The organism is Pseudomonas sp. McL0111, from assembly GCF_052567255.1.
In genome coordinates this window covers 4,961,289-4,981,108 of sequence record NZ_CP199585.1, presented here as the reverse complement: position 1 = coordinate 4,981,108, position 19,820 = coordinate 4,961,289, and the positions used below count along the sequence as shown (strand labels likewise).

Genomic DNA, 19,820 nt, shown 5'->3' with positions numbered 1-19,820 from the left:
AGCGCAATCGCAATTCGATTCTCGACGACGGTACGCCCGGCGCCGAGAATCGAGTGCGTTATATCAGTTGTCGTAACCGAGGTTAGGCGCCAGCCAGCGTTCGGTTACGCTCAGGTCCTGACCTTTGCGCGAGGTGTAGCTCTGCACTTGATCCTTGTCGATCTTGCCTACGGCGAAGTATTGCGCCTGCGGGTGAGCGAAGTACCAGCCGCTGACCGCAGCTGCCGGGAACATCGCGTAGTGCTCGGTGAGGAACACACCGCTGCGGCCGGCACGCATTTCTTCGGCTTCCGGGTCGAGCAGGGCGAACAGCGCGGCTTTCTCGGTGTGATCCGGGCAGGCCGGGTAACCAGGTGCCGGGCGGATACCGGAATACTGTTCTTTGATCAGCGCGTCGTTATCCAGCACTTCGTCCTTGGCGTAACCCCAGTGTTCTTTACGCACTTGCTGGTGCAGCCATTCGGCGCAGGCTTCGGCCAGACGGTCGGCCAACGCCTTGACCATGATCGAGTTGTAGTCGTCGCCAGCATCCTGATAGGCCTTGGCGACTTCTTCCGCGCCGATCCCGGCGGTGGTGATGAAACCACCGACGTAGTCGGTCACTTCGCTGTCCTTCGGTGCAACGAAGTCGGCCAGCGAGAAGTTCGGTTTGCCGTCGGTCTTGATGATCTGCTGACGCAGGTGATGCAGCTTGGCCATTGGCTTGCCGTCTTCACCGTACAGCTCGATGTCGTCGTCATGCACCTGATTGGCTGGCCAGAAACCGAATACGGCGCGGGCACTGATCAGCTTCTCGTCGATCAGCTTGGTCAGCATTTCGCGAGCATCCTTGTAAAGCGAGGTGGCGGCTTCACCGACCACTTCGTCTTCGAGGATGCGCGGGAATTTGCCGGCCAGGTCCCAGGAAATGAAGAACGGCGTCCAGTCGATGTACTCGGCCAGAACGTTGAGGTCGATGTTGTCTAGCACCCGCGAGCCGGTGAAAGTCGGTTTGACCGGGGTGTAACTTGCCCAGTCGAACTGCGGCTTCTTGGCAATTGCGGCCGGATAGCTGAGGCGCTCGGTACGGGCGCTGCGGTTGGCGGTGCGCTCGCGGACATCGATGTAATCGAGGCGGGTTTTCTCGACGAAACCGGCTTTCAGTTCCTTGGACAGCAACTGCGTCGCCACGCCCACGGCGCGGGAGGCGTCGGTGACGTAGATCACTGCGTCGTTGCTGTACTTCGGCTCGATCTTCACCGCCGTGTGCGCCTTGGAAGTGGTCGCACCACCGATCATCAACGGCAGGTGGAAGTCCTGACGCTGCATTTCGCGGGCTACGTGAACCATTTCATCCAGCGACGGGGTAATCAGACCGGACAAACCGATGATGTCGCACTTCTGTTCTTTGGCGACCTGCAGAATCTTCTCTGCCGGGACCATCACGCCGAGGTCGACGATGTCGTAGCCGTTACAGCCGAGTACCACGCCGACGATGTTCTTGCCGATGTCGTGGACGTCGCCTTTCACCGTGGCCATAAGGATCTTGCCCTTGGCTTCCGGCTTGTCGCCTTTTTCCAGTTCGATGAACGGGATCAAGTGGGCTACGGCCTGTTTCATCACGCGGGCGGATTTCACCACTTGCGGCAGGAACATTTTGCCGGCGCCGAACAGGTCGCCGACGATGTTCATGCCGGACATCAGCGGGCCTTCGATCACTTCGATCGGGCGGGCGAACGACTGACGGGATTCTTCGGTGTCTTCAACGATGTGGGTGGTGATGCCTTTGACCAGCGCATGCTCCAGACGCTTGTTGACCTCCCAGCTACGCCATTCTTCGGTCTCGGCTTCCTTGACGCTGCCGTCGCCCTTGTATTTGTCGGCGATGGCGAGGAGGGCGTCGGTGCCTTCCGGCGTGCGGTTGAGGATCACGTCTTCAACGGCGTCGCGCAGTTCTTGCGGGATCTGGTCGTAGATTTCCAGCTGACCGGCGTTGACGATGCCCATGGTCAGGCCGGCGCGGATCGCGTACAGCAGGAACACCGAGTGGATCGCTTCACGCACCGGGTTGTTGCCACGGAACGAGAACGACACGTTGGACACGCCACCGGAAGTCAGCGCATACGGCAGCTCGTCACGGATGTAGGCACAGGCATTGATGAAGTCCACAGCGTAGTTGTTGTGTTCTTCGATGCCGGTGGCCACGGCGAAGATGTTCGGGTCGAAGATGATGTCTTCCGGCGGGAAGCCGACTTCGTTGACCAGAATGTCGTAAGAGCGTTTGCAGATCTCTTTCTTGCGCGCTTCGGTGTCGGCCTGGCCGGATTCGTCGAAGGCCATCACCACCACGGCCGCGCCATAGCGCTTGCACAGTTTGGCGTGATGAATGAACTGCTCGACGCCTTCTTTCATGCTGATCGAGTTGACGATGCCCTTGCCCTGGATGCACTTGAGGCCGGCTTCGATCACTTCCCATTTCGAGGAGTCGATCATGATCGGTACGCGAGAGATGTCCGGCTCGCCGGCGATCAGATTGAGGAAGGTCACCATGGCCTTCTTCGAATCGAGCATCCCTTCGTCCATGTTGATGTCGATCACCTGCGCACCGGCCTCCACCTGTTGCAGGGCGACTTCCAGTGCTTCGGTGTAGTTGTCTTCGCGAATCAGTCGGGCGAACTTGGCGGAACCGGTAATGTTGGTCCGCTCACCGACGTTGACGAACAGCGAGCTGCGGTCGATGGTAAATGGCTCAAGGCCCGACAGGCGGCAGGCTTTCGGAATGTCCGGAATCTGTCGCGGCGCGTAACCGGCCACGGCGTTGGCGATGGCTTCGATGTGGCCCGGAGTGGTGCCGCAGCAGCCGCCGACGATGTTCAGGAAACCGCTTTGGGCGAATTCTTCGATGACTTTGGCGGTTTCCGACGGCAGTTCGTCGTATTCGCCGAATTCGTTCGGCAGGCCGGCGTTCGGGTGTGCGGAAACGTGGGTGCTGGCCTTGTTCGACAGTTCTTCCAGATACGGGCGCAATTCACTGGCGCCGAGCGCGCAGTTGAGGCCGACCGAAATCGGTTTGGCGTGCGCCACCGAGTTCCAGAACGCTTCGGTGGTTTGCCCGGACAGGGTGCGGCCGGAGGCGTCGGTGATAGTGCCGGAAATCATGATCGGCAATTCGAAGCCCAGCTCTTCAAACACGCCTTGAACGGCAAAGATCGCGGCTTTGGCGTTGAGGGTGTCGAAGATGGTTTCGATCAGGATCAGGTCGGCGCCGCCCTCGATCAGGCCTTTGGTGGCTTCGGTGTAGTTTTCCACCAGTTCATCAAAGGTGACGTTGCGGTAGCCGGGATTGTTGACGTCAGGCGACAGCGAGCAGGTACGGCTGGTCGGGCCGAGCACGCCTGCGACAAAACGCGGCTTGGCCGGGTTTTCCAGGGTCTTGGCATCAGCGACCTTGCGCGCCAGGCGTGCGCCTTCTACGTTTAATTCATAGGCCAGACTTTGCATGCCGTAGTCGGCCATGGAAATCTGCGTGGCGTTGAAGGTGTTGGTTTCCAGAATGTCGGCGCCGGCATCCAGATAAGCCTTCTCGATGCCACCAATCACGTCAGGGCGGGTCAACACCAGAAGGTCGTTGTTGCCTTTGACGTCGGATGGCCAGTCGGCGAAGCGTTTGCCGCGATAATCCTGCTCTTCGAGCTTGTAGCTCTGGATCATCGTGCCCATGCCGCCATCGAGTATCAGGATGCGCTCTTTGAGAGCTTGCTTGAGAGCTTGAAGGCGAACGCTGCGATCGGACATTGGGACTACTCGAAAAGACCATTACGAAGGGCCGGAATCATAACAAACCTGCGCGCTATTGGAGCATGTGCTGGTTTTGCATGAATATCGCTCATGTTGGTACGGGCGTCATAACGGTAGAATCGCGGCGTTTTTTCAAGCATCGGGATCAGGTCATGTCGTACCGCGTCATCAGCATCGTATTGTTGTTCCTGAGCTGGGGCGCCGCTGCGCAAGATCCCGTCATCTCGTACACCCGCGACATTCAACCGATCTTCACCGAAAAATGCGTGGCCTGCCATGCATGCTACGACTCCGCCTGTCAGCTCAACCTCGGTAGCGGCGAAGGCGTCGGCCGGGGCGCGAGCAAAATGCCGGTCTACGATGGCGAACGCACGCAAGCGGCGCCGACCACTCGGCTGTTCTACGACGCTTTCGGCAAGCGTGCCTGGCAGCAGAAGGGCTTCTATTCGGTACTCGACGCCCAAGGCAGTCAGGCCGCATTGATGGCGCGCATGCTGGAGTTGGGGCACAAAACCCCGCTGACGCCTAACGCCAAGCTGCCGGCAGACATCGCCCTGGGGCTGAATCGCCAGAACATGTGCGCCATGCCCGCCGAATTCGACGGTTATGCCGGCGCCCATCCAAAGGAAGGCATGCCGCTGGCAGTCACCGGGCTGACCAATCAGCAATACCAGACGCTACAGCGCTGGCTGGCGTCCGGCGCACCGATTGACGAGCAAGGCCTGGCGCCGAGCGCCCAAGAGGCGTTGCAAATCGTCCAGTGGGAAAACCTGCTCAACACTCCCGGCGCTCGTGAGAGTCTGGTCGGGCGCTGGCTGTTCGAGCATTTGTACCTCGCGCACATCTATTTCAAGGACGGCGAACCGGGGCATTTCTTCCAGTGGGTCCGTTCGCGCACGCCGACTGGTCAGCCGATCGATCTGATCGCCACCCGGCGTCCGAATGACGATCCGGGCACGCAGGTGTATTACCGCTTGTGGCCGGTGCAGGGGGTGATCGTCCATAAAACCCACATCACCTATCCGCTGAGCGCGGCGAAGATGGCGCGGGTCAAGAGCCTGTTCTATAGCGGCAACTGGCAGGTCAACGCGTTGCCGGGTTACGGGCCGCAGAGCCGCGCCAATCCATTCTCGACCTTCGAGGCGATTCCGGCGCAGGCGCGGTATCAGTTCATGCTCGACAATGCCGAATACTTTGTACGTACGTTCATTCGTGGGCCGGTGTGTCGCGGTCAAATCGCCACAGACGTGATTCGCGACAACTTCTGGGCGCTGTTCCAGGCCCCCGAACACGACTTGTACATCACCGACCCCAACTATCGCGGCCAGGCCACTCCCTTGCTGGCGATGCCCGGGCAGAACGACGACGTCGGCAGCGTACTGAGCCTGTGGCATAACTACCGCAACAAGCGTAACGAGTACGAAGCCTTGCGCCGCGACAGTTACGCCGATCAGCCGGCGCCGAGCTGGTCGACGCTGTGGGCCGGCAACGACAACGCGTTGCTGAGCATCTTCCGTCACTTCGACAGCGCGGCGGTGACCAAAGGCCTGATCGGTCAGGTGCCGCAGACGATGTGGCTGTTCGACTATCCATTGCTGGAACGCACGTATTACCAGTTGGCGGTCAACTTCGATGTGTTCGGCAACGTCTCCCATCAAGCGCAAACGCGCCTGTATTTCGACCTGATCCGCAATGGCGCGGAACAGAACTTCCTGCGCCTGATGCCCGCCGATTCCCGTGATGACTACCTAGACGATTGGTATCAGAGCAGCGGCCAATTCAAGATGTGGCTGGATTACGAGGCGATTGACGACGACAAACCGACCGCGCTGAAACTTGACGAAAAAGACCCGAAATCGGATTTCGCCAAGCAGTTGCTGGCGCGCTACGGTGACCTTAACGCAAAGCCAGATCCGATCAATCGCTGTGACAGTGCTTATTGTTCACGGGCCAACATCGATCCGGCGCTGCAAGACGCCGAACAAGCCTTGAGTCGGCTGACAGCGCGTCCGGCAGCAGGTTTGAAGGTCATCGATCAACTGCCGGAAGCGAGCATGCTGCGCATCGAAACCCGCAGCGGCAAACGCGAAATCTACAGCCTGCTGCGCAACCGTGCGCACAGCAACGTGGCGTTCCTGCTGGGCGAGTCGCTGCGTTATCAGCCGGGCCTGGACACCCTGACGATCTATCCGGGCGTACTCAGTAGCTATCCGAACTTCATCTTCAACATCCCGGCCGATCAGGTGGCTGAGTTTGTCGATGCCATGGAAAGCGCCAAGGATGCCGCACAGTTCGAGAAGATCGTCGAGCGCTGGGGCATCCGTCGCAGCCATCCGCAATTCTGGTTCTACTTCCACGACCTGAGCCAATACCTGCACGAGACCGACCCGGTGGAAGAGGGCGTGCTGGACATGAACCGCTACGAGAATCTTTGATCTTTTGATATGGGCTTGCTGTCCCACTCTTCGGGCACCACACAAATTTTCTGTGGGAGCTAGCCTGCTAGCGATAGCGGTGTGTCAGCCAATATATGAATTGCATGTTGCATTGAAATCGCTAGCAGGCTAGCTCCCACAGAGAGGGACGATGATGTTTAAAGGGTGTGATGGAGGCAGTCGATGTTGATTTCAGTGCAGGCCCTGCGGGCGCTCGCCGCGTGGACCGTGGTCTGCCATCACTTCATGCAGATCTTTTTCGATTTCGAGGCCCACGGCCCGATAGGGCAGTTGTTTGTCGATAAAGGCGCGGTAGGCGTCGATATCTTCTTCGTCATCAGTGGTCTGGTGATCTTTCTGTCGACCAAAGAGAATCCACCGGCGCCGGGCCGATTTCTGTTGTATCGGCTGTTCCGCATCGTGCCGGCCTACTGGCTGTACACCCTGTTGATGGCGCTGTTGGTGGTATTCGCCCGCCCGGTGTTGCCGGATCAGACGCTGGATTGGAACCATCTGCTGTTGTCGCTGCTGTTCATCCCTACGCAAAACCCCGGTGGATACGGGTTTTATCCAACCCTGAACGTCGGCTGGACGCTTAACTACGAAATCCTGTTTTACCTGCTGTTCGCCTGGGCGTTGCTGTTTCGCTTGCAGGTGCGCCTGCTGGTGGTCGCGGCGCTGCTGTTTGCGGTTTCTCAGGCGTGGACCGGGTTTGGCTGGATCAGCGAGTTCTACCGATCGGACATCGTTTATGAGTTCCTGCTGGGTATCGCTATCGGCATGCTCTATCGCAAGGGCTGGATCGGCGCTGGCTTGTGGTTGCCGCTGATTGGGATTGGCGCGGCGTTGCTGGCGATCTATCACCTGGCACCAGCGCCGAGACTGCTGAACTGGGGCGTGCCGAGTGCGGTGCTGGTGATGGCTAGCATGGCGCTGGAGCGCTATTTCCAGCGCAGCCGGGTGCTCAAGTTGCTCGGTGACTGCTCCTACTCGGTGTATCTGATGCATGTGCTGGTGCTGTCGGCCGGTGGTTTTGTGGCGCGGCGCTACGGGATCAATCCCTATCTGATGTTCGTCGTGTGCGTGCTGGCCATCGGTGTTGGCTCATGGTTGAGCTACGAATGGGTCGAAAAACGCAGCTATCAGTGGCTTAAAGCGCGAATCGAAGGCGAACCGGTTGCAAAGCGTGTCGAGAACCTTTCCCGACAAAAATACTAGGACTTTGTCCGGCGCGATGATTGGCGTAAACTGCGCCCAAGCCTGCGAGGAGTTTCCATGACCGCTATTACCATTACCGACGCCGCCCACGATTACCTGGCTGATCTGCTCTCCAAGCAGAACACCCCGGGCATCGGCATCCGCGTCTTCATCACCCAGCCTGGCACCCAGTACGCCGAAACCTGCATTGCCTACTGCAAGCCGGGCGAAGAAAAATCTGAAGACACCGCGCTGGGGCTGAAAAGCTTCACCGCCTATATCGATTCGTTCAGCGAAGCGTTCCTTGACGATGCCGTCGTCGACTACGCTACCGACCGCATGGGTGGGCAACTGACCATCAAGGCGCCAAACGCCAAAGTGCCGATGGTCAACGCCGAAAGCCCGGTCAACGAGCGCATCAACTATTACCTGCAAACCGAAATCAACCCGGGGCTCGCCAGCCACGGCGGTCAGGTCAGCCTGATCGATGTTGTTGAAGACGGCATCGCCGTTCTGCAGTTCGGCGGTGGTTGCCAGGGTTGCGGTCAGGCCGACGTGACCTTGAAGGAAGGCATCGAGCGCACCTTGCTTGAGCGTATTCCTGAGCTCAAGGGTGTTCGCGACGTGACCGACCACACGCAGAAAGAAAACGCTTACTACTAAAGCGTTCGCTGCAGACATAAAAAACGGCGCCCGTGAGCGCCGTTTTTTTATGGGGATCGAAAACCTGTGGCGAGGGGATTTATCCCCGATGAACTGCGCAGCAGTTCCCTTCTGATTGATGGTGGGGGCCGCTTCGCAGCCCATCGGGGATAAATCCCCTCGCCACAATTGTTTTCAGGGCCTGTAAAGGTGCGCATGCCCCGCACGATACAGCGATGACTCACTGAAATGATCGCTGCCCAACACCCGCCCAACCAGTATCAGCGCCGTACGCCGAAACCCCTTGGCGGCAACCTTCCCGGCAATATCCTCCAGCGTCCCCGTCACCCAATCCTGATCCGGCCACGTCGCCCGATGAATCACTGCAATCGGGCAATCCGCGCCGTAATGCGGCAGCAATTCGGCGAGAATCTTCTCCAGATGATTGACCCCCAAATGAATCGCCATGGTCGCGCCATGCTGCGCGAGGCTGCCAAGTTCCTCGCCAGCCGGCATCGCGGTCTTGTCGGCATAACGGGTCAGAATCACGCTTTGCGACACATCCGGCAGGGTCAGTTCCGCGCCCAGCAACGCTGCGCAAGCGGCAGTGGCCGTCACGCCGGGGATGATTTCAAAAGGAATGTCCAACTCGCGCAGATAGCGAATCTGCTCGCCGATCGCGCCATACAGGCTCGGATCACCCGAGTGCACCCGCGCCACATCCTGTCCTTTGGCGTGGGCGGATTTGATCAGATCAATGATCTGTTCCAGATGTAATTCAGCGCTGTTGACCACCGTTTCCGCCTGATGACCTTCCAGCACCGCCTCGGGTACCAGCGAGCCTGCGTAGATGATCACCGGGCAACTGCGAATCAGCCGCTGGCCTTTGACGGTGATCAATTCCGGGTCGCCGGGGCCGGCGCCGATGAAGTAGACGGTCATCGTTGAATCCTTCGAAAAACAGGGCAGGGTGGCGCTTCACAGGGCACTCAGATGAAGAATGCTCATGATCAATGGCGCAGATTATCGGGGTTTTACGCGGCGCCGGCCAATGCCAGCGTTGCCTGAGCGTACTTTTGCCGGGAAATCAGCAGTTTTGCCGGTGCCTGAATCAGCTGTTCGGCCAGTGCCAGAGCGGCGCTTTCGGCGACACCGTAGCAACCGGTTCGCTCGTAGGCGATTTGTGAATGATGGCTTAGTCGCGCCTGATAACTGGCGAGTTCTTCACTGCTGAAATACAACAGCGGCAACGCCAACTGTGCGGCGAGTTCCTGCAATCCGGGTTCGTCGCGTTTCAGATCGATACTGGCCAAGGCCTTGATCGCCTGAAGGTCGATGCGATGGGCCTGCAAGGCCTGATCGAGTAATGCGCGCAACGTGCTGACGGGGCAGCCGCGCTGGCAGCCCAGGCCGACCACAAAGGTCGGCGCTGCGCTGGCATCGGTCATGCGTGGTATTGACCAGGATTTTTGCGGCGGAACAACCACGCGCTGATCAGGCCCAAGGCCAGCCAGAACGCGATGTTGGTCAACTGCGAGGCGATTTTGAACTGTGCTTCCAGCGCTTCCGGCGCCAGCATCGAATGCACTTGCGGTTGTGGCGCGCCGAGTACATGCGGCACTGCCAGAATCGCCACACCGAGGATCTTCATCAGCCAGTGACGACTGAACACGATCAACGCCAGGCCGACAGCCGTGGACGCTGCAGTGCCGATCCACCACATCTGTCGCGAGGCCAGATCCGCTGCGGCAGTGCCCGGCAATTCAGGCGGCAGGCCCAACGTCGGAGCCAGAACGAAAGTCGCGTAACCGGCCAGACCCCAAAGCAGGCCCTGGGAGGTTTTGGTCGGTGCGCGCAGGGTATAGAGGCCCGCGAGCATCAAGGCGAAACCGACCGCTACGACAAGATTGCCGCCGGTGGTCGAGACCACGCGTTGCCAGCCATCCGCCGGCTCCCAGGCTTCGGCGTCGTGAGTGTGCGCAGCCACGGCGCCAGCGGCGTGTTCGTGGACTTCAACGGCAACCGGTTCGGATTTTTCGTAAGTCTCGGCCTGCAAAATCAGCGGCGAAACCCAGAAACTTTGCAGCAGAGTGAGAAGCAGGGCGGCCAGCAGACCGGTGAAACCTGCGGTTTGCGCAATACGCTTGATCATGTCGGCAGGTCTCAGTGGCACGGGAACGCGGCGCTGTGGCGGGTATCGTGAGCGGCGTTGTGTACCGCTTCGATGTGCGAGAAACCGGCGAAATACACTAGGCAGGCGCCGAGGATCGACGCGCCAATGGCGGCGATCAGGCGTTGGCTCAGGGTGGTAGTGCTGGAGATTTTGTCCGTGTTGCTGCCGGTGCTGCTGATGATCGACATGGCGCTTCCCTCTGAAGTGTCAGCGGACAGGTAGAGCGCATGAAAACCCCTGCGAGCCGGGCACGCAGAGGTTCAAACAGCGCCCGCCCACCGCGGGTTGTTATGTTCAGTGGCGATTTCGCGCACTGTGTGTTGCGGGCCGGTCTCCGGGCTCACGAGGGGTTGGCGTTCAGCCGACCTGCAAGCATCACCTTCCCATGCCTTCGGCACAGTGGATCTGACGCTTCGCTCGCTTACCGTTGCGGGGGCAGCACCGGACTGACATGCGCTTGAGTAAAGCACATGATTCACCGGTTTCCCGTTTCACCCAGTAAAGGGCACCCGTAACAAGGCGCACAGGAGACCATGGGCGGGGGATTTGAGTCAAATTGACATGGGCGTTCGTCTTGAAACCGAGTCGCTACCTTCGCGAGCAGGCTCGCTCCCACATTGGAAAGCGCTACCTGTGGGAGCGAGCCTGCTCGCGAAGGCGTCATTCCAGTCGGTACGAACCTCGCTTGGACATTGACCCGCTCCCAAGCGATGCGTAGCCTTGCGCATTCGAGGTTCTTCGACACTGTCGAAGCTAAGAAGGGAACGCGGTTCAAGCCGCGGCTGCCCCCGCAACTGTGAACGGCGATGTTCGCTGCCACGCCACTGCCAGGCTCTGCAAAGAGCCGGCGGGAAGGCGCAGTGAATGCCAGGCTCAATGCCTGAACGCCGTCAGCCAGGAGACCTGCCTCGTCACAGATTCTCACTACAACCGGGCGGGGTGATCCGGTGGCGAACTCTTCTGGCAGGCGCGACCGCGTTGCCGGTCCTCGTCCCGTTGCCCGCCACCTTGCCAAAGGGCATCGCGATGAAAACACTGGCCAAACTCCCCGTCACCATCGTCACCGGTTTCCTCGGTTCGGGTAAAACCACGTTGCTGCGGCATATGCTCGACAACGCTCAGGGCCGCCGCATCGCGGTGATCGTCAACGAGTTCGGCGAACTCGGCATCGACGGTGAAATCCTCAAGCAATGCACCATCGGTTGCACCGAAGAAGAGGCCGTTGGCCGCGTTTACGAGCTGGCCAACGGCTGCCTGTGCTGCACGGTCCAGGAAGAGTTCTTCCCGGTGATGCGTGAACTGGTCGCGCGTCGCGGTGATCTCGACCATATCCTGATCGAAACTTCGGGTCTGGCCCTGCCAAAACCGCTGGTCCAGGCCTTCCAGTGGCCGGAAATCCGCAGCGCCTGCACCGTTGACGCGGTGATCACCGTGGTCGACAGCCCGGCAGTTGCCGCCGGTACGTTCGCCGCATTCCCGGATCAGGTCGATGCCCAGCGCAAACTCGACCCGAACCTCGATCACGAATCGCCGCTGCATGAACTGTTCGCTGACCAACTGGCAAGCGCTGACCTTGTCATCCTCAACAAGGCCGACCAGACCAGCCCTGAAGACCTGGCTCGCGTACGTCTTGAAGTCGCCGAAGAGCTGCCGCCTGCAGTGAAAATCATCGAAGCGAGCAACGGTCGCGTGCCGCTGGACGTGCTGATCGGCCTCGGTGCCGGCTCTGAAGAACACATCGACAGCCGTCACAGCCATCACGATCACCATCATGGTGAAGGCGATGACGACCACGATGACCACGATCACGACGCCTTCGATTCGATCTCCATCGAACTGCCGCAAGCTGATGAAAGCCTGCTGCTCGACGCCCTGACGCAACTCGTGGTCAAGCACGGCATCCTGCGCGTCAAAGGTTTCGCGGCGATCCCGAACAAGCCGATGCGCCTGCTGATTCAAGGTGTGGGCACGCGTTTCGACAAGCACTTCGACCGTCAGTGGGGCGCCGATGAAGCGCGGGTCACGCGTCTGGTTCTGATCGGCCAGGAACTCGACGCCGTTCAACTCGAAGCGCAATTGCGCGCCGCGCTCAGCGTTTAACCCATGCACCTGCTCAGGACCCAGCCCGGCGGTTTCGTGTCGGATGACAACATCGCCGACCTTGGACAAACCCCCGCCGAGCTGGTGATCCTGTGCAGCGGCGATTCCAGCCTGGCGCTGCTCGCTGAAGCCGCGCAGCAATTGCCCGAGGACTATCCGAGCCTGCGTCTGGCGAACCCCATGCAGGTGCAGAACCACGCCTCGGTCGACCTCTACGTCGATGAGGTGCTGCGTCACGCCAAGGTTATTCTGATCTCGCTGCACGGCGGCATCGCTTATTGGCGTTACGGCGTCGAGCGACTGATCGAACTGTCCGAGCGCGGTGTGCAGGTGATTCTGGTGCCGGGCGACGACCGTCCCGACCCGGAGCTCAGTGACTTGAGTACCGTCGGTGCCGAGGATCGTGACCGGCTCTGGCAGTTTTTGCGTCAGGGCGGCATGGGCAACGCGCTGGATTTTTTCCGTTGTCTGGCCAATCGCTGGCTGGCCCGGGATTACGTCTGGGCCGAGCCGCAAACCTTGCCACGCACGGCGATTTACCATCCACAGAAAAACACCGCCGCACTGAGTGACTGGCAAGCCGAATGGCTGCCCGGTCAACCGGTGGCGGCGGTGTTGTTTTACCGCTCGCATTTGCAAGCGGCGAACACCGCGTTCATCGATGTTTTCTGCCAGCGTCTGCAAGCGGCGGGGCTTAACCCCTTGCCGATTGCCGTGGCCAGTCTGAAAGAGCCCGGCTGCCTGACGGTGGTCGAGGATTGGCTGGATGAGGTCGAAGTCGGGGTGATTCTGAATACCACCGGTTTCGCCCAGTCCAGCCCTGAAGCGCCGCATCTGCGGCCGTTTCGCCGCAACATTCCAGTGATTCAGGCGATCTGCGCCCAGGACAACGAGCCCGGCTGGCGCGCAAGTGAGCAAGGGCTCGGTCCACGGGATCTGGCGATGCACATTGCGCTGCCGGAACTCGACGGGCGCATCATCAGCCGTCCGATCAGCTTCAAGGATCTGGCCTGGCGCAGTGAGCGCAGCCAGTCCGATGTCGTCTGTTACCGCGCCGCACCTGAACGCATGGACTTTGTCGCTGATTTGGCGCGACGCTGGATCGATCTGGCGCGGGTGCCGAATGGCGAAAAGCGCATCGCGCTGATTCTTGCCAACTACCCGACCCGCGATGGTCGAATCGGTAACGGCGTCGGCCTCGATACCCCTGCGGCAGCACTGAATATCCTGCGGGCGATGCAGGCGGAAGGTTATCCGCTGGCGGCTGAGCTGCCTGCCAGCGGCACCGAACTGATTCAGCAACTGCTCGGCGGGGTCAGCAATGACCTCGACACCCTTGATCAGCGTCCCTGCCAGCAAAGTCTTGGCATGGATGACTACCTGAAAATGTTCGAGGCCTTGCCCGAAGCCAACCGCGCCGCCGTGCTGGAGCGCTGGGGCACACCGCAAAACGATCCGATGTGTCGCGACGGGCGAATGATGATCGCCGGCTTGCGTTTCGGCCTGACCTTCGTTGGTATCCAGCCGGCCCGTGGTTATCAGGTTGATCCGAGTGCGGTTTACCACGATCCGGATCTGGTGCCGCCGCACGCTTATCTGGCGTTTTACTTCTGGTTGCGCCAGACCTACGGCGCTCATGGCGTGATTCACGTCGGCAAGCACGGCAACCTTGAATGGCTGCCGGGCAAGGGCGTCGGACTTTCGGAAAACTGCTGGCCGGATGCACTGCTCGGGCCTCTGCCGAACATCTATCCGTTTATCGTCAACGACCCGGGCGAGGGCGCCCAGGCCAAGCGCCGCACCCAGGCGGTGATCATCGATCACTTGATGCCGCCGCTGACCCGCGCTGAAACCTACGGCCCGCTGCGTAATCTGGAGCTGTTGGCTGACGAATATTACGAAGCGCAATTGCTCGATCCACGTCGTGCTCGCGAGTTGCAGCGCGACATTCTGCAGTTGGTGCGCGACACGCAGATTGACCGCGAACTGCAACTCGACGCAGCGCTCGACAGCGACGCCGATGCAGCGATCTGGCTACCGCGTCTCGACACTTATCTGTGTGATCTGAAGGAATCGCAGATTCGCGATGGTCTGCATATTTTTGGCGAGTCGCCGACCGGGCGTTTGCGCATCGATACCTTGCTGGCCTTGCTGCGGATTCCGCGGGGCGACGGCAAGGGCGCGCAATCGAGTCTGCTGCGGGCGCTGGCCAAGGCGTTTGAGCTGGGTTTCGATCCGCTGGATTGTGCGTTGGCCGAGCCGTGGATCGGACCGCGCCCTGAAGAACTGCAACGGGTCAGCGATGAAGTCTGGCGCACAGCCGGTGATACCCGCGAACGCCTCGAACTGTTCGCCGCAGAGTTGATCTCCCAAACACTCCATAACACCGATCACTGCGATCCCTGTGGGAGCGAGCTTGCTCGCGAAAGCGGAGTGTCAGCCAGTACTTCTTCGTCTGACACTCTGCCTTCGCGAGCAAGCTCGCTCCCACAGGAAATGTGTTCGCCGGAGGTGGACGCCATCATTACCCATCTGCGTGAAGTCGTCGCCCCACGCCTCGACGCTTGCGGCCCGGCAGAAATGCGCGGCCTGCTCGACGCCCTCAGCGGTCGTTTCGTCCCCGCCGGGCCAAGCGGCGCGCCGAGTCGCGGTCGTCTCGACGTGCTGCCGACCGGACGTAATTTCTACTCGGTGGACGTGCGCAACCTGCCGACCACCACCGCGTGGCGCATCGGTTTCCAGTCCGCCACGCTGATTCTCGAACGGCATTTGCAGGATCACGGCGACCACTTGCGCCAGCTCGGCCTGTCGGTCTGGGGCACGGCGACCATGCGCACCGGCGGCGATGACATCGCACAGGCCATGGCGTTGATGGGCGTGCGCCCGGTGTGGGCCACCGGCAGTCAGCGCGTCGATGACTTCGAAATCCTGCCGCTGAGCTTGCTCGATCGGCCACGGGTCGATGTCACGTTGCGGGTCTCGGGATTCTTCCGCGACGCCTTCGCCAATCTGATCCGCCTGTTCGACGCAGCGGTGCAAGCGGTGGCGGCGCTGGATGAACCTGACGATCTCAACCCACTGGCCGCCAAGGTGCGCGCCGAGCGGGAAGCATTGCTGGTATCGGGTCTGGACGAAGAGACTGCACGGCGTCAGGCCGGTTGGCGGATCTTCGGCGCCAAGCCTGGTGCCTATGGCGCAGGCGTACAGGGCGCCATCGACGGTCGTTTGTGGCAAAGCCGCGAGGATCTGGCCGAGGTGTATCTGAACTGGGGCGCCTACGCTTACGGCGGCTCGGATGAAGGCACTGCCGCCCGGGAACAATTCGTCCAGCGTCTGAGCCAGGTACAAGCCGTACTGCAGAATCAGGACAACCGCGAGCATGACTTGCTCGACTCCAACGACTATTACCAGTTTCAGGGCGGCATGCTGGCGGCGGTGGAAACCTTGCGCGGCGAAGCAGCGGCCAGTTATCACGGCGATCACAGCCAACCGGATCTGCCGAAAATCCGTACCCTGAAGGAAGAGCTGAACCGGGTGATTCGCTCGCGAGCAGCCAATCCCAAGTGGATCGACGGGGTCAAACGTCACGGCTACAAAGGGGCGTTTGAACTGGCGGCGACAGTCGATAACCTGTTTGCCTTCGACGCCACCACGCAGTTGATCGACGATCACCAGTACGCCTTGCTGGCGGATGCATATTTGCTCGATCCGGCGACCCGGGATTTTGTCCGTGAGCATAATCCGCATGCGCTGCGCGATATGACCGAACGGATGCTTGAAGCTCAGCAACGCGGGATGTGGCAGGAACCGGGGCTGTATAAAGAGGCACTGGAAAACCTGCTGCTGGATATAGAAGAAGATGGCTGACACACCGCAGCCCCTGTGGGAGCGAGCCTGCTCGCGATAACGTCGGTTCAGTTAATAGAAATGTGACTGATGAAACGCTATCGCGAGCAGGCTCACTCCTACAGTTGAACGCCTTTCACCGACCATGACCGAGTACCGAAAATGAACGACACCCCGCACTTTCCGCTGTCCGCCGTGGTCGGCGCCGATGATCTGAAACTCGCGCTGTACCTCACCGCCATCGATCCAAAAATCGGCGGCGTGCTGATCGAAGGCCCACGCGGCATGGCCAAGTCCACGCTGGCTCGCGGCCTCGCGGATCTGCTTGCCAGCGGCCAATTCGTCACCTTGCCACTGGGCGCCACCGAGGAACGTCTGGTCGGCACCCTCGATCTCGACGCCGCCCTGAGCGAGGGACGCGCGCAGTTTTCCCCCGGGGTTCTGGCCAAGGCTGACGGCGGCGTGTTGTACGTTGATGAAGTGAATCTGCTGCCCGATCATCTGGTGGATCTGCTGCTCGATGTCGCGGCCAGCGGTACCAACCTGATCGAGCGCGACGGTATTTCCCATCGGCATTCGGCGAAGTTTGTCCTGATCGGCACCATGAACCCGGAAGAGGGCGAGTTGCGCCCGCAATTGCTCGACCGTTTCGGCCTCAACGTCGCCCTCGGTGGCCATACCGTACCGAGCGAGCGTGGGCAGATCATTCGCCGTCGTCTGGATTTCGACAGCGACCAGCAGGCTTTCTGCGCGCAGTGGGAAACCGAGCAACAAGCCTTGCGTGAACGTTGCGAGAATGCGCGAAAAACCCTGAACAATATTCCTCTCGACGATGCCGCGCTGGCGCAAATCACCGAGCGTTGTTTCGCTGCCGGCGTCGATGGCTTGCGTGCCGATCTGGTGTGGCTGCGAGCGGCCCGCGCGCATGCGGCCTGGCGTGGGGCTCAGGCAATTGCCGAGCAGGATATCGACGCGGTTGCCGAATTCGCTCTGCGTCATCGTCGTCGCGAGCAATCACCGTCCGCACCGCAATCACCTGCGCAATCCTCGCCAAACAGTCAAAGCAATCCAAGCGACGGCCAGGGCCAGTGGGGTGAAATGCCCGCGCCTGCGTTGGCCACCGGCGCCCGCCGCGAAGTGCCGAGCTGGCCAAAAAAGCCTTAGGCATTCGCCCCCGATCCGACGTGGGGGCGAATGCCAGACCCCGTGCCGGAAAACTCGATGACGGCCGCCAGGGCAAGCGTCATGCTGCACGCAGCGGGGCGGTGAACTGGCCGGAAACGCTGCTCAACGGACGTCCGCAGACACGAGCCGATCTGCGCTTTCAGTTGCGCACCCGTTCGGCTCATCAATTGTGGCTGGTGATTGTCGATGCGTCGGCATCCACTCGCCGTCATCAAGCGCTGAGCGATGCCAAGGGGTTGCTCGCGCAATTGTTCGATGATGCCTATCGGCAGCGTGCGCGGTTGGCGTTATTGACCGCCAGCGGTGCCACGCCGAAATGGCAGGTGCAAGGTTTGAAGGCGTCCAGCGGATTGTGTGTCTGGCTGGAGAATCTGGGCGCGGGTGGCGGCACGCCGTTGCTGTCGGCGCTGGATCAGGCGCAGCAATGGTTGACGCTACGGCGCAAGCGGTTTGCGGCGGAGCAGCAGCGTTTGCTGGTGATCACGGACGGGCGCTTGAAGGAATGGTCGGGCCTGACGGCGCTGGAGTGTCCGGGGCTGTTGATCGACATCGAGCGCGGGCCGATTCGGTTGGGGCGGGCGAAGCAGTTGGCGAAGGCGCTGGAAGCGGATTATCGGCATATCGATGACCTCTGATATCTTCGGCGCCTGAAAGGGCCTCTTCGCGAGCAAGCTCGCTCCCACATTTGAAATGCGTTCCCCTGTAGGAGTGAGCCTGCTCGCGATGGCGTCGACTCTGTTTCGGAATGATCTGGTAATTCAGCATCGACGCTCTATGCTCCAGCGCAGCCATTCACAAGGAGTGAACCCATGCGCGTACTGGTCGCGAACCCTCAGGACGATTTTCGGGTCAAGGCCTACGCCGGCACCAACGGTGTGCTGCTGGCCATGGACCTGGCCGAGCCCCGGCGCAAAGGCTTGCTCGGGTTTGCGATTGAAAAGCAGCAGGGCGACAAACCCTGGTTGTTCCTGTTCAACAGCCTGACTTTTCCCGGCAAAACCCATACGTTCCCCCAATACCACGCCACACCGAGCGACAAAGCACCGTTGCAAAAATTTCGCTGGGCCGATTACGCGGTCAATCCCGGGACGACCATGCACTATCGCGTGCATCTGGCGTATGGCACTGCCGATGCGCCGGTTTTAGGCGAATCGCTGGCGCTGAGCATCACTTCCGACGATGGACACCCGGCCAATCAGAGCGTGATATTCAACCGCGCGGTGGCTGCCAGTCAGGCGTTCCAGCGCAAGTTTCCCGATCTCGATGCGCAGATCAGCGCCAACAAAAACATGCCTATAGAAGCGTGGCCGGATGCGGCACGCTTATGGCTGGAAAACGGTTTGCTGGAGCGTTTGTTGGGTTTCATCGCGCGCGCAACGGACAGTCAATGGTCGCTCGATATCGCGATCTACGAGTACCAGTTGCAAGCGATTGTCGACGCGGTCAACGCGGCATTCGCCCGTGGCGTGCAGGTGCGCGTGATTTATCACGCGCGCCCGGATGACGAGGACACCACGCTCAACGAAACGAATCTGGCGAAAATTCCGGCGGCGAACAAATGCGCGCGCGTCACGCACAACATCTTCCACAACAAATACATCGTCCTCAGCCGCCTCGCCGCCGATGGTCAGCGCCAACCGCAAGCGGTGTTGTGTGGCAGCACCAATTTCACCGCCAATGGCGTCTATCGCCAGGCCAACGTGGTGCATGTACTCGACGACGCGGCGATTGGCGCACGTTATCTGCAAGCGTTCGAAGAAGTCTGGGCGACTCCGGCTGATGTCGGCGCAACCCGTACCTGGATCACCGAACACAATCCGATGGACCCGACGCAGCCACTGTTCGCCGGATTCTCGCCACGCACTGGCGGTGCTGATCTGCGCGAGTTCGTCAAGATCATCCAGGCAGCGAAAAAGGATGTGCTGTTCGTCACCGCGTTCACCTTGCCCGACGCGATCCTCAACGCTTTGCTCGGCGAACCTCACGACGACATTTTGCGTTTCGGCCTGCAAAATACCGCCAGCCGCATCACCGGATTCCACGCCGACCGTACTGCCGAATTTGCCGCCACGGCATTGCTCAACACCGGGCTGGAAGGCTGGCTCAAGGAAAACATGAAGGGCCAGAAGGGCAACCTGCTGGTACACACCAAAGCGGTGGTCACCGACTTCACCAGCGATGCGCCAACCATCATCAGCGGCAGCCATAATCTCAGCGCCTCGGCCAGTAACGGCAATGACGAAAACTACCTGATTATCCGTGGTGATACTGATCTGGCGGATCGTTATGGCCTGGAATTACTGCGGTTCTACGAGCATTACCGGTTTCGCTATTTCGCGAAGAAGCTGGCATTGAAACAGGTGCAGCCGTTGGCGGTGGATGATACGTGGACCAACGACTATTACGTGGAAGGTGATCTGCGACAGGTGGCGCGATTGCGCTTCGCCGGACGTTAAGCGCGCGAT

General features: G+C 60.3%; 13 protein-coding genes and 2 riboswitches. Of the genes, 8 read left to right on the top strand and 5 right to left on the bottom strand.

The annotated features are described in order from the left end of the window. Window positions 1-63: 63 nt before the first annotated feature. The gene (gene metH / locus ACTWLJ_RS22580) at window positions 64-3,774 is read right to left on the bottom strand and encodes a methionine synthase (RefSeq protein ID WP_445178516.1); all 3,711 of its coding nucleotides are present in this window, start codon (window positions 3,772-3,774) and stop codon (window positions 64-66) included. Window positions 3,775-3,929: 155 nt separating this feature from the next. Between metH and ACTWLJ_RS22575 the strand changes: the two genes are divergently transcribed. The 3 genes from ACTWLJ_RS22575 to nfuA all read left to right on the top strand — a co-directional run bounded on the left by ACTWLJ_RS22575 (window position 3,930) and on the right by nfuA (window position 8,072). Continuing rightward, entirely contained in the window at window positions 3,930-6,212 is a 2,283-nt protein-coding gene (locus ACTWLJ_RS22575) for a fatty acid cis/trans isomerase (RefSeq protein ID WP_445178515.1), read from the top strand. Between the two features lie 183 nt (window positions 6,213-6,395). Beyond that, on the top strand, window positions 6,396-7,430 hold the full coding sequence (locus ACTWLJ_RS22570) for an acyltransferase family protein (protein WP_445178514.1): 1,035 nt from the start codon (window positions 6,396-6,398) through the stop codon (window positions 7,428-7,430). A 57-nt stretch (window positions 7,431-7,487) separates the two neighbouring features. Further along, a complete protein-coding gene (nfuA, locus tag ACTWLJ_RS22565) occupies window positions 7,488-8,072 on the top strand; it encodes a Fe-S biogenesis protein NfuA (RefSeq protein ID WP_445178513.1) in 585 nt (194 codons plus the stop codon). 174 nt (window positions 8,073-8,246) lie between these two features. Here nfuA and cobM read toward each other — a convergent pair whose 3' ends face one another. The 4 genes from cobM to ACTWLJ_RS22545 form a co-directional block, all read right to left on the bottom strand. Then, window positions 8,247-8,993 (bottom strand): precorrin-4 C(11)-methyltransferase, encoded by a 747-nt coding sequence (gene cobM / locus ACTWLJ_RS22560; protein WP_445178512.1) that lies wholly within the window; start codon window positions 8,991-8,993, stop codon window positions 8,247-8,249. A gap of 92 nt (window positions 8,994-9,085) precedes the next feature. Beyond that, window positions 9,086-9,499: a cobalamin biosynthesis protein gene (locus ACTWLJ_RS22555; protein ID WP_401209425.1), complete on the bottom strand. Its 414-nt coding sequence runs from the start codon at window positions 9,497-9,499 to the stop codon at window positions 9,086-9,088. Then, on the bottom strand, window positions 9,496-10,203 hold the full coding sequence (locus ACTWLJ_RS22550; RefSeq protein WP_445178511.1) for a CbtA family protein: 708 nt from the start codon (window positions 10,201-10,203) through the stop codon (window positions 9,496-9,498). Before ACTWLJ_RS22550 ends, ACTWLJ_RS22555 begins: the two co-directional genes overlap by 4 nt. An 11-nt stretch (window positions 10,204-10,214) precedes the next feature. Next, on the bottom strand, window positions 10,215-10,412 hold the full coding sequence (locus ACTWLJ_RS22545) for a CbtB domain-containing protein (protein ID WP_401209431.1): 198 nt from the start codon (window positions 10,410-10,412) through the stop codon (window positions 10,215-10,217). Window positions 10,413-10,532: 120 nt separating this feature from the next. After that, window positions 10,533-10,752: riboswitch (cobalamin riboswitch) on the bottom strand. Window positions 10,753-10,938: 186 nt separating this feature from the next. Next, window positions 10,939-11,149: riboswitch (cobalamin riboswitch) on the top strand. Window positions 11,150-11,250: 101 nt separating this feature from the next. On the opposite strand from ACTWLJ_RS22545, the gene cobW reads away from it, so the two are divergent. From cobW to ACTWLJ_RS22520, 5 genes are all read left to right on the top strand, one after another. Then, window positions 11,251-12,324 carry a cobalamin biosynthesis protein CobW gene (cobW, locus tag ACTWLJ_RS22540; RefSeq protein ID WP_445181402.1) on the top strand — a complete coding sequence of 358 codons (1,074 nt, stop codon included), beginning with the start codon at window positions 11,251-11,253 and terminating at the stop codon, window positions 12,322-12,324. Between the two features lie 3 nt (window positions 12,325-12,327). Further along, the gene (gene cobN / locus ACTWLJ_RS22535; protein ID WP_445178510.1) at window positions 12,328-16,191 is read left to right on the top strand and encodes a cobaltochelatase subunit CobN; all 3,864 of its coding nucleotides are present in this window, start codon (window positions 12,328-12,330) and stop codon (window positions 16,189-16,191) included. 141 nt (window positions 16,192-16,332) lie between these two features. Beyond that, the gene (locus ACTWLJ_RS22530) at window positions 16,333-17,334 is read left to right on the top strand and encodes an ATP-binding protein (RefSeq protein ID WP_445178509.1); all 1,002 of its coding nucleotides are present in this window, start codon (window positions 16,333-16,335) and stop codon (window positions 17,332-17,334) included. A gap of 20 nt (window positions 17,335-17,354) precedes the next feature. Next, a complete protein-coding gene (locus ACTWLJ_RS22525) occupies window positions 17,355-17,990 on the top strand; it encodes a vWA domain-containing protein (protein WP_445178508.1) in 636 nt (211 codons plus the stop codon). A gap of 174 nt (window positions 17,991-18,164) precedes the next feature. After that, on the top strand, window positions 18,165-19,811 hold the full coding sequence (locus ACTWLJ_RS22520; protein WP_445178507.1) for a phospholipase D-like domain-containing protein: 1,647 nt from the start codon (window positions 18,165-18,167) through the stop codon (window positions 19,809-19,811). Window positions 19,812-19,820: the final 9 nt, after the last annotated feature.

Coding starts and splice junctions, on each gene's coding strand:
- metH (WP_445178516.1), bottom strand. CDS start 3,774: ATGTCCGATCGCAGCGTTCGCCTTCAAGCTCTCAAGCAAGCTCTCAAA.
- ACTWLJ_RS22575 (WP_445178515.1), top strand. CDS start 3,930: ATGTCGTACCGCGTCATCAGCATCGTATTGTTGTTCCTGAGCTGGGGC.
- ACTWLJ_RS22570 (WP_445178514.1), top strand. CDS start 6,396: ATGTTGATTTCAGTGCAGGCCCTGCGGGCGCTCGCCGCGTGGACCGTG.
- nfuA (WP_445178513.1), top strand. CDS start 7,488: ATGACCGCTATTACCATTACCGACGCCGCCCACGATTACCTGGCTGAT.
- cobM (WP_445178512.1), bottom strand. CDS start 8,993: ATGACCGTCTACTTCATCGGCGCCGGCCCCGGCGACCCGGAATTGATC.
- ACTWLJ_RS22555 (WP_401209425.1), bottom strand. CDS start 9,499: ATGACCGATGCCAGCGCAGCGCCGACCTTTGTGGTCGGCCTGGGCTGC.
- ACTWLJ_RS22550 (WP_445178511.1), bottom strand. CDS start 10,203: ATGATCAAGCGTATTGCGCAAACCGCAGGTTTCACCGGTCTGCTGGCC.
- ACTWLJ_RS22545 (WP_401209431.1), bottom strand. CDS start 10,412: ATGTCGATCATCAGCAGCACCGGCAGCAACACGGACAAAATCTCCAGC.
- cobW (WP_445181402.1), top strand. CDS start 11,251: ATGAAAACACTGGCCAAACTCCCCGTCACCATCGTCACCGGTTTCCTC.
- cobN (WP_445178510.1), top strand. CDS start 12,328: ATGCACCTGCTCAGGACCCAGCCCGGCGGTTTCGTGTCGGATGACAAC.
- ACTWLJ_RS22530 (WP_445178509.1), top strand. CDS start 16,333: ATGAACGACACCCCGCACTTTCCGCTGTCCGCCGTGGTCGGCGCCGAT.
- ACTWLJ_RS22520 (WP_445178507.1), top strand. CDS start 18,165: ATGCGCGTACTGGTCGCGAACCCTCAGGACGATTTTCGGGTCAAGGCC.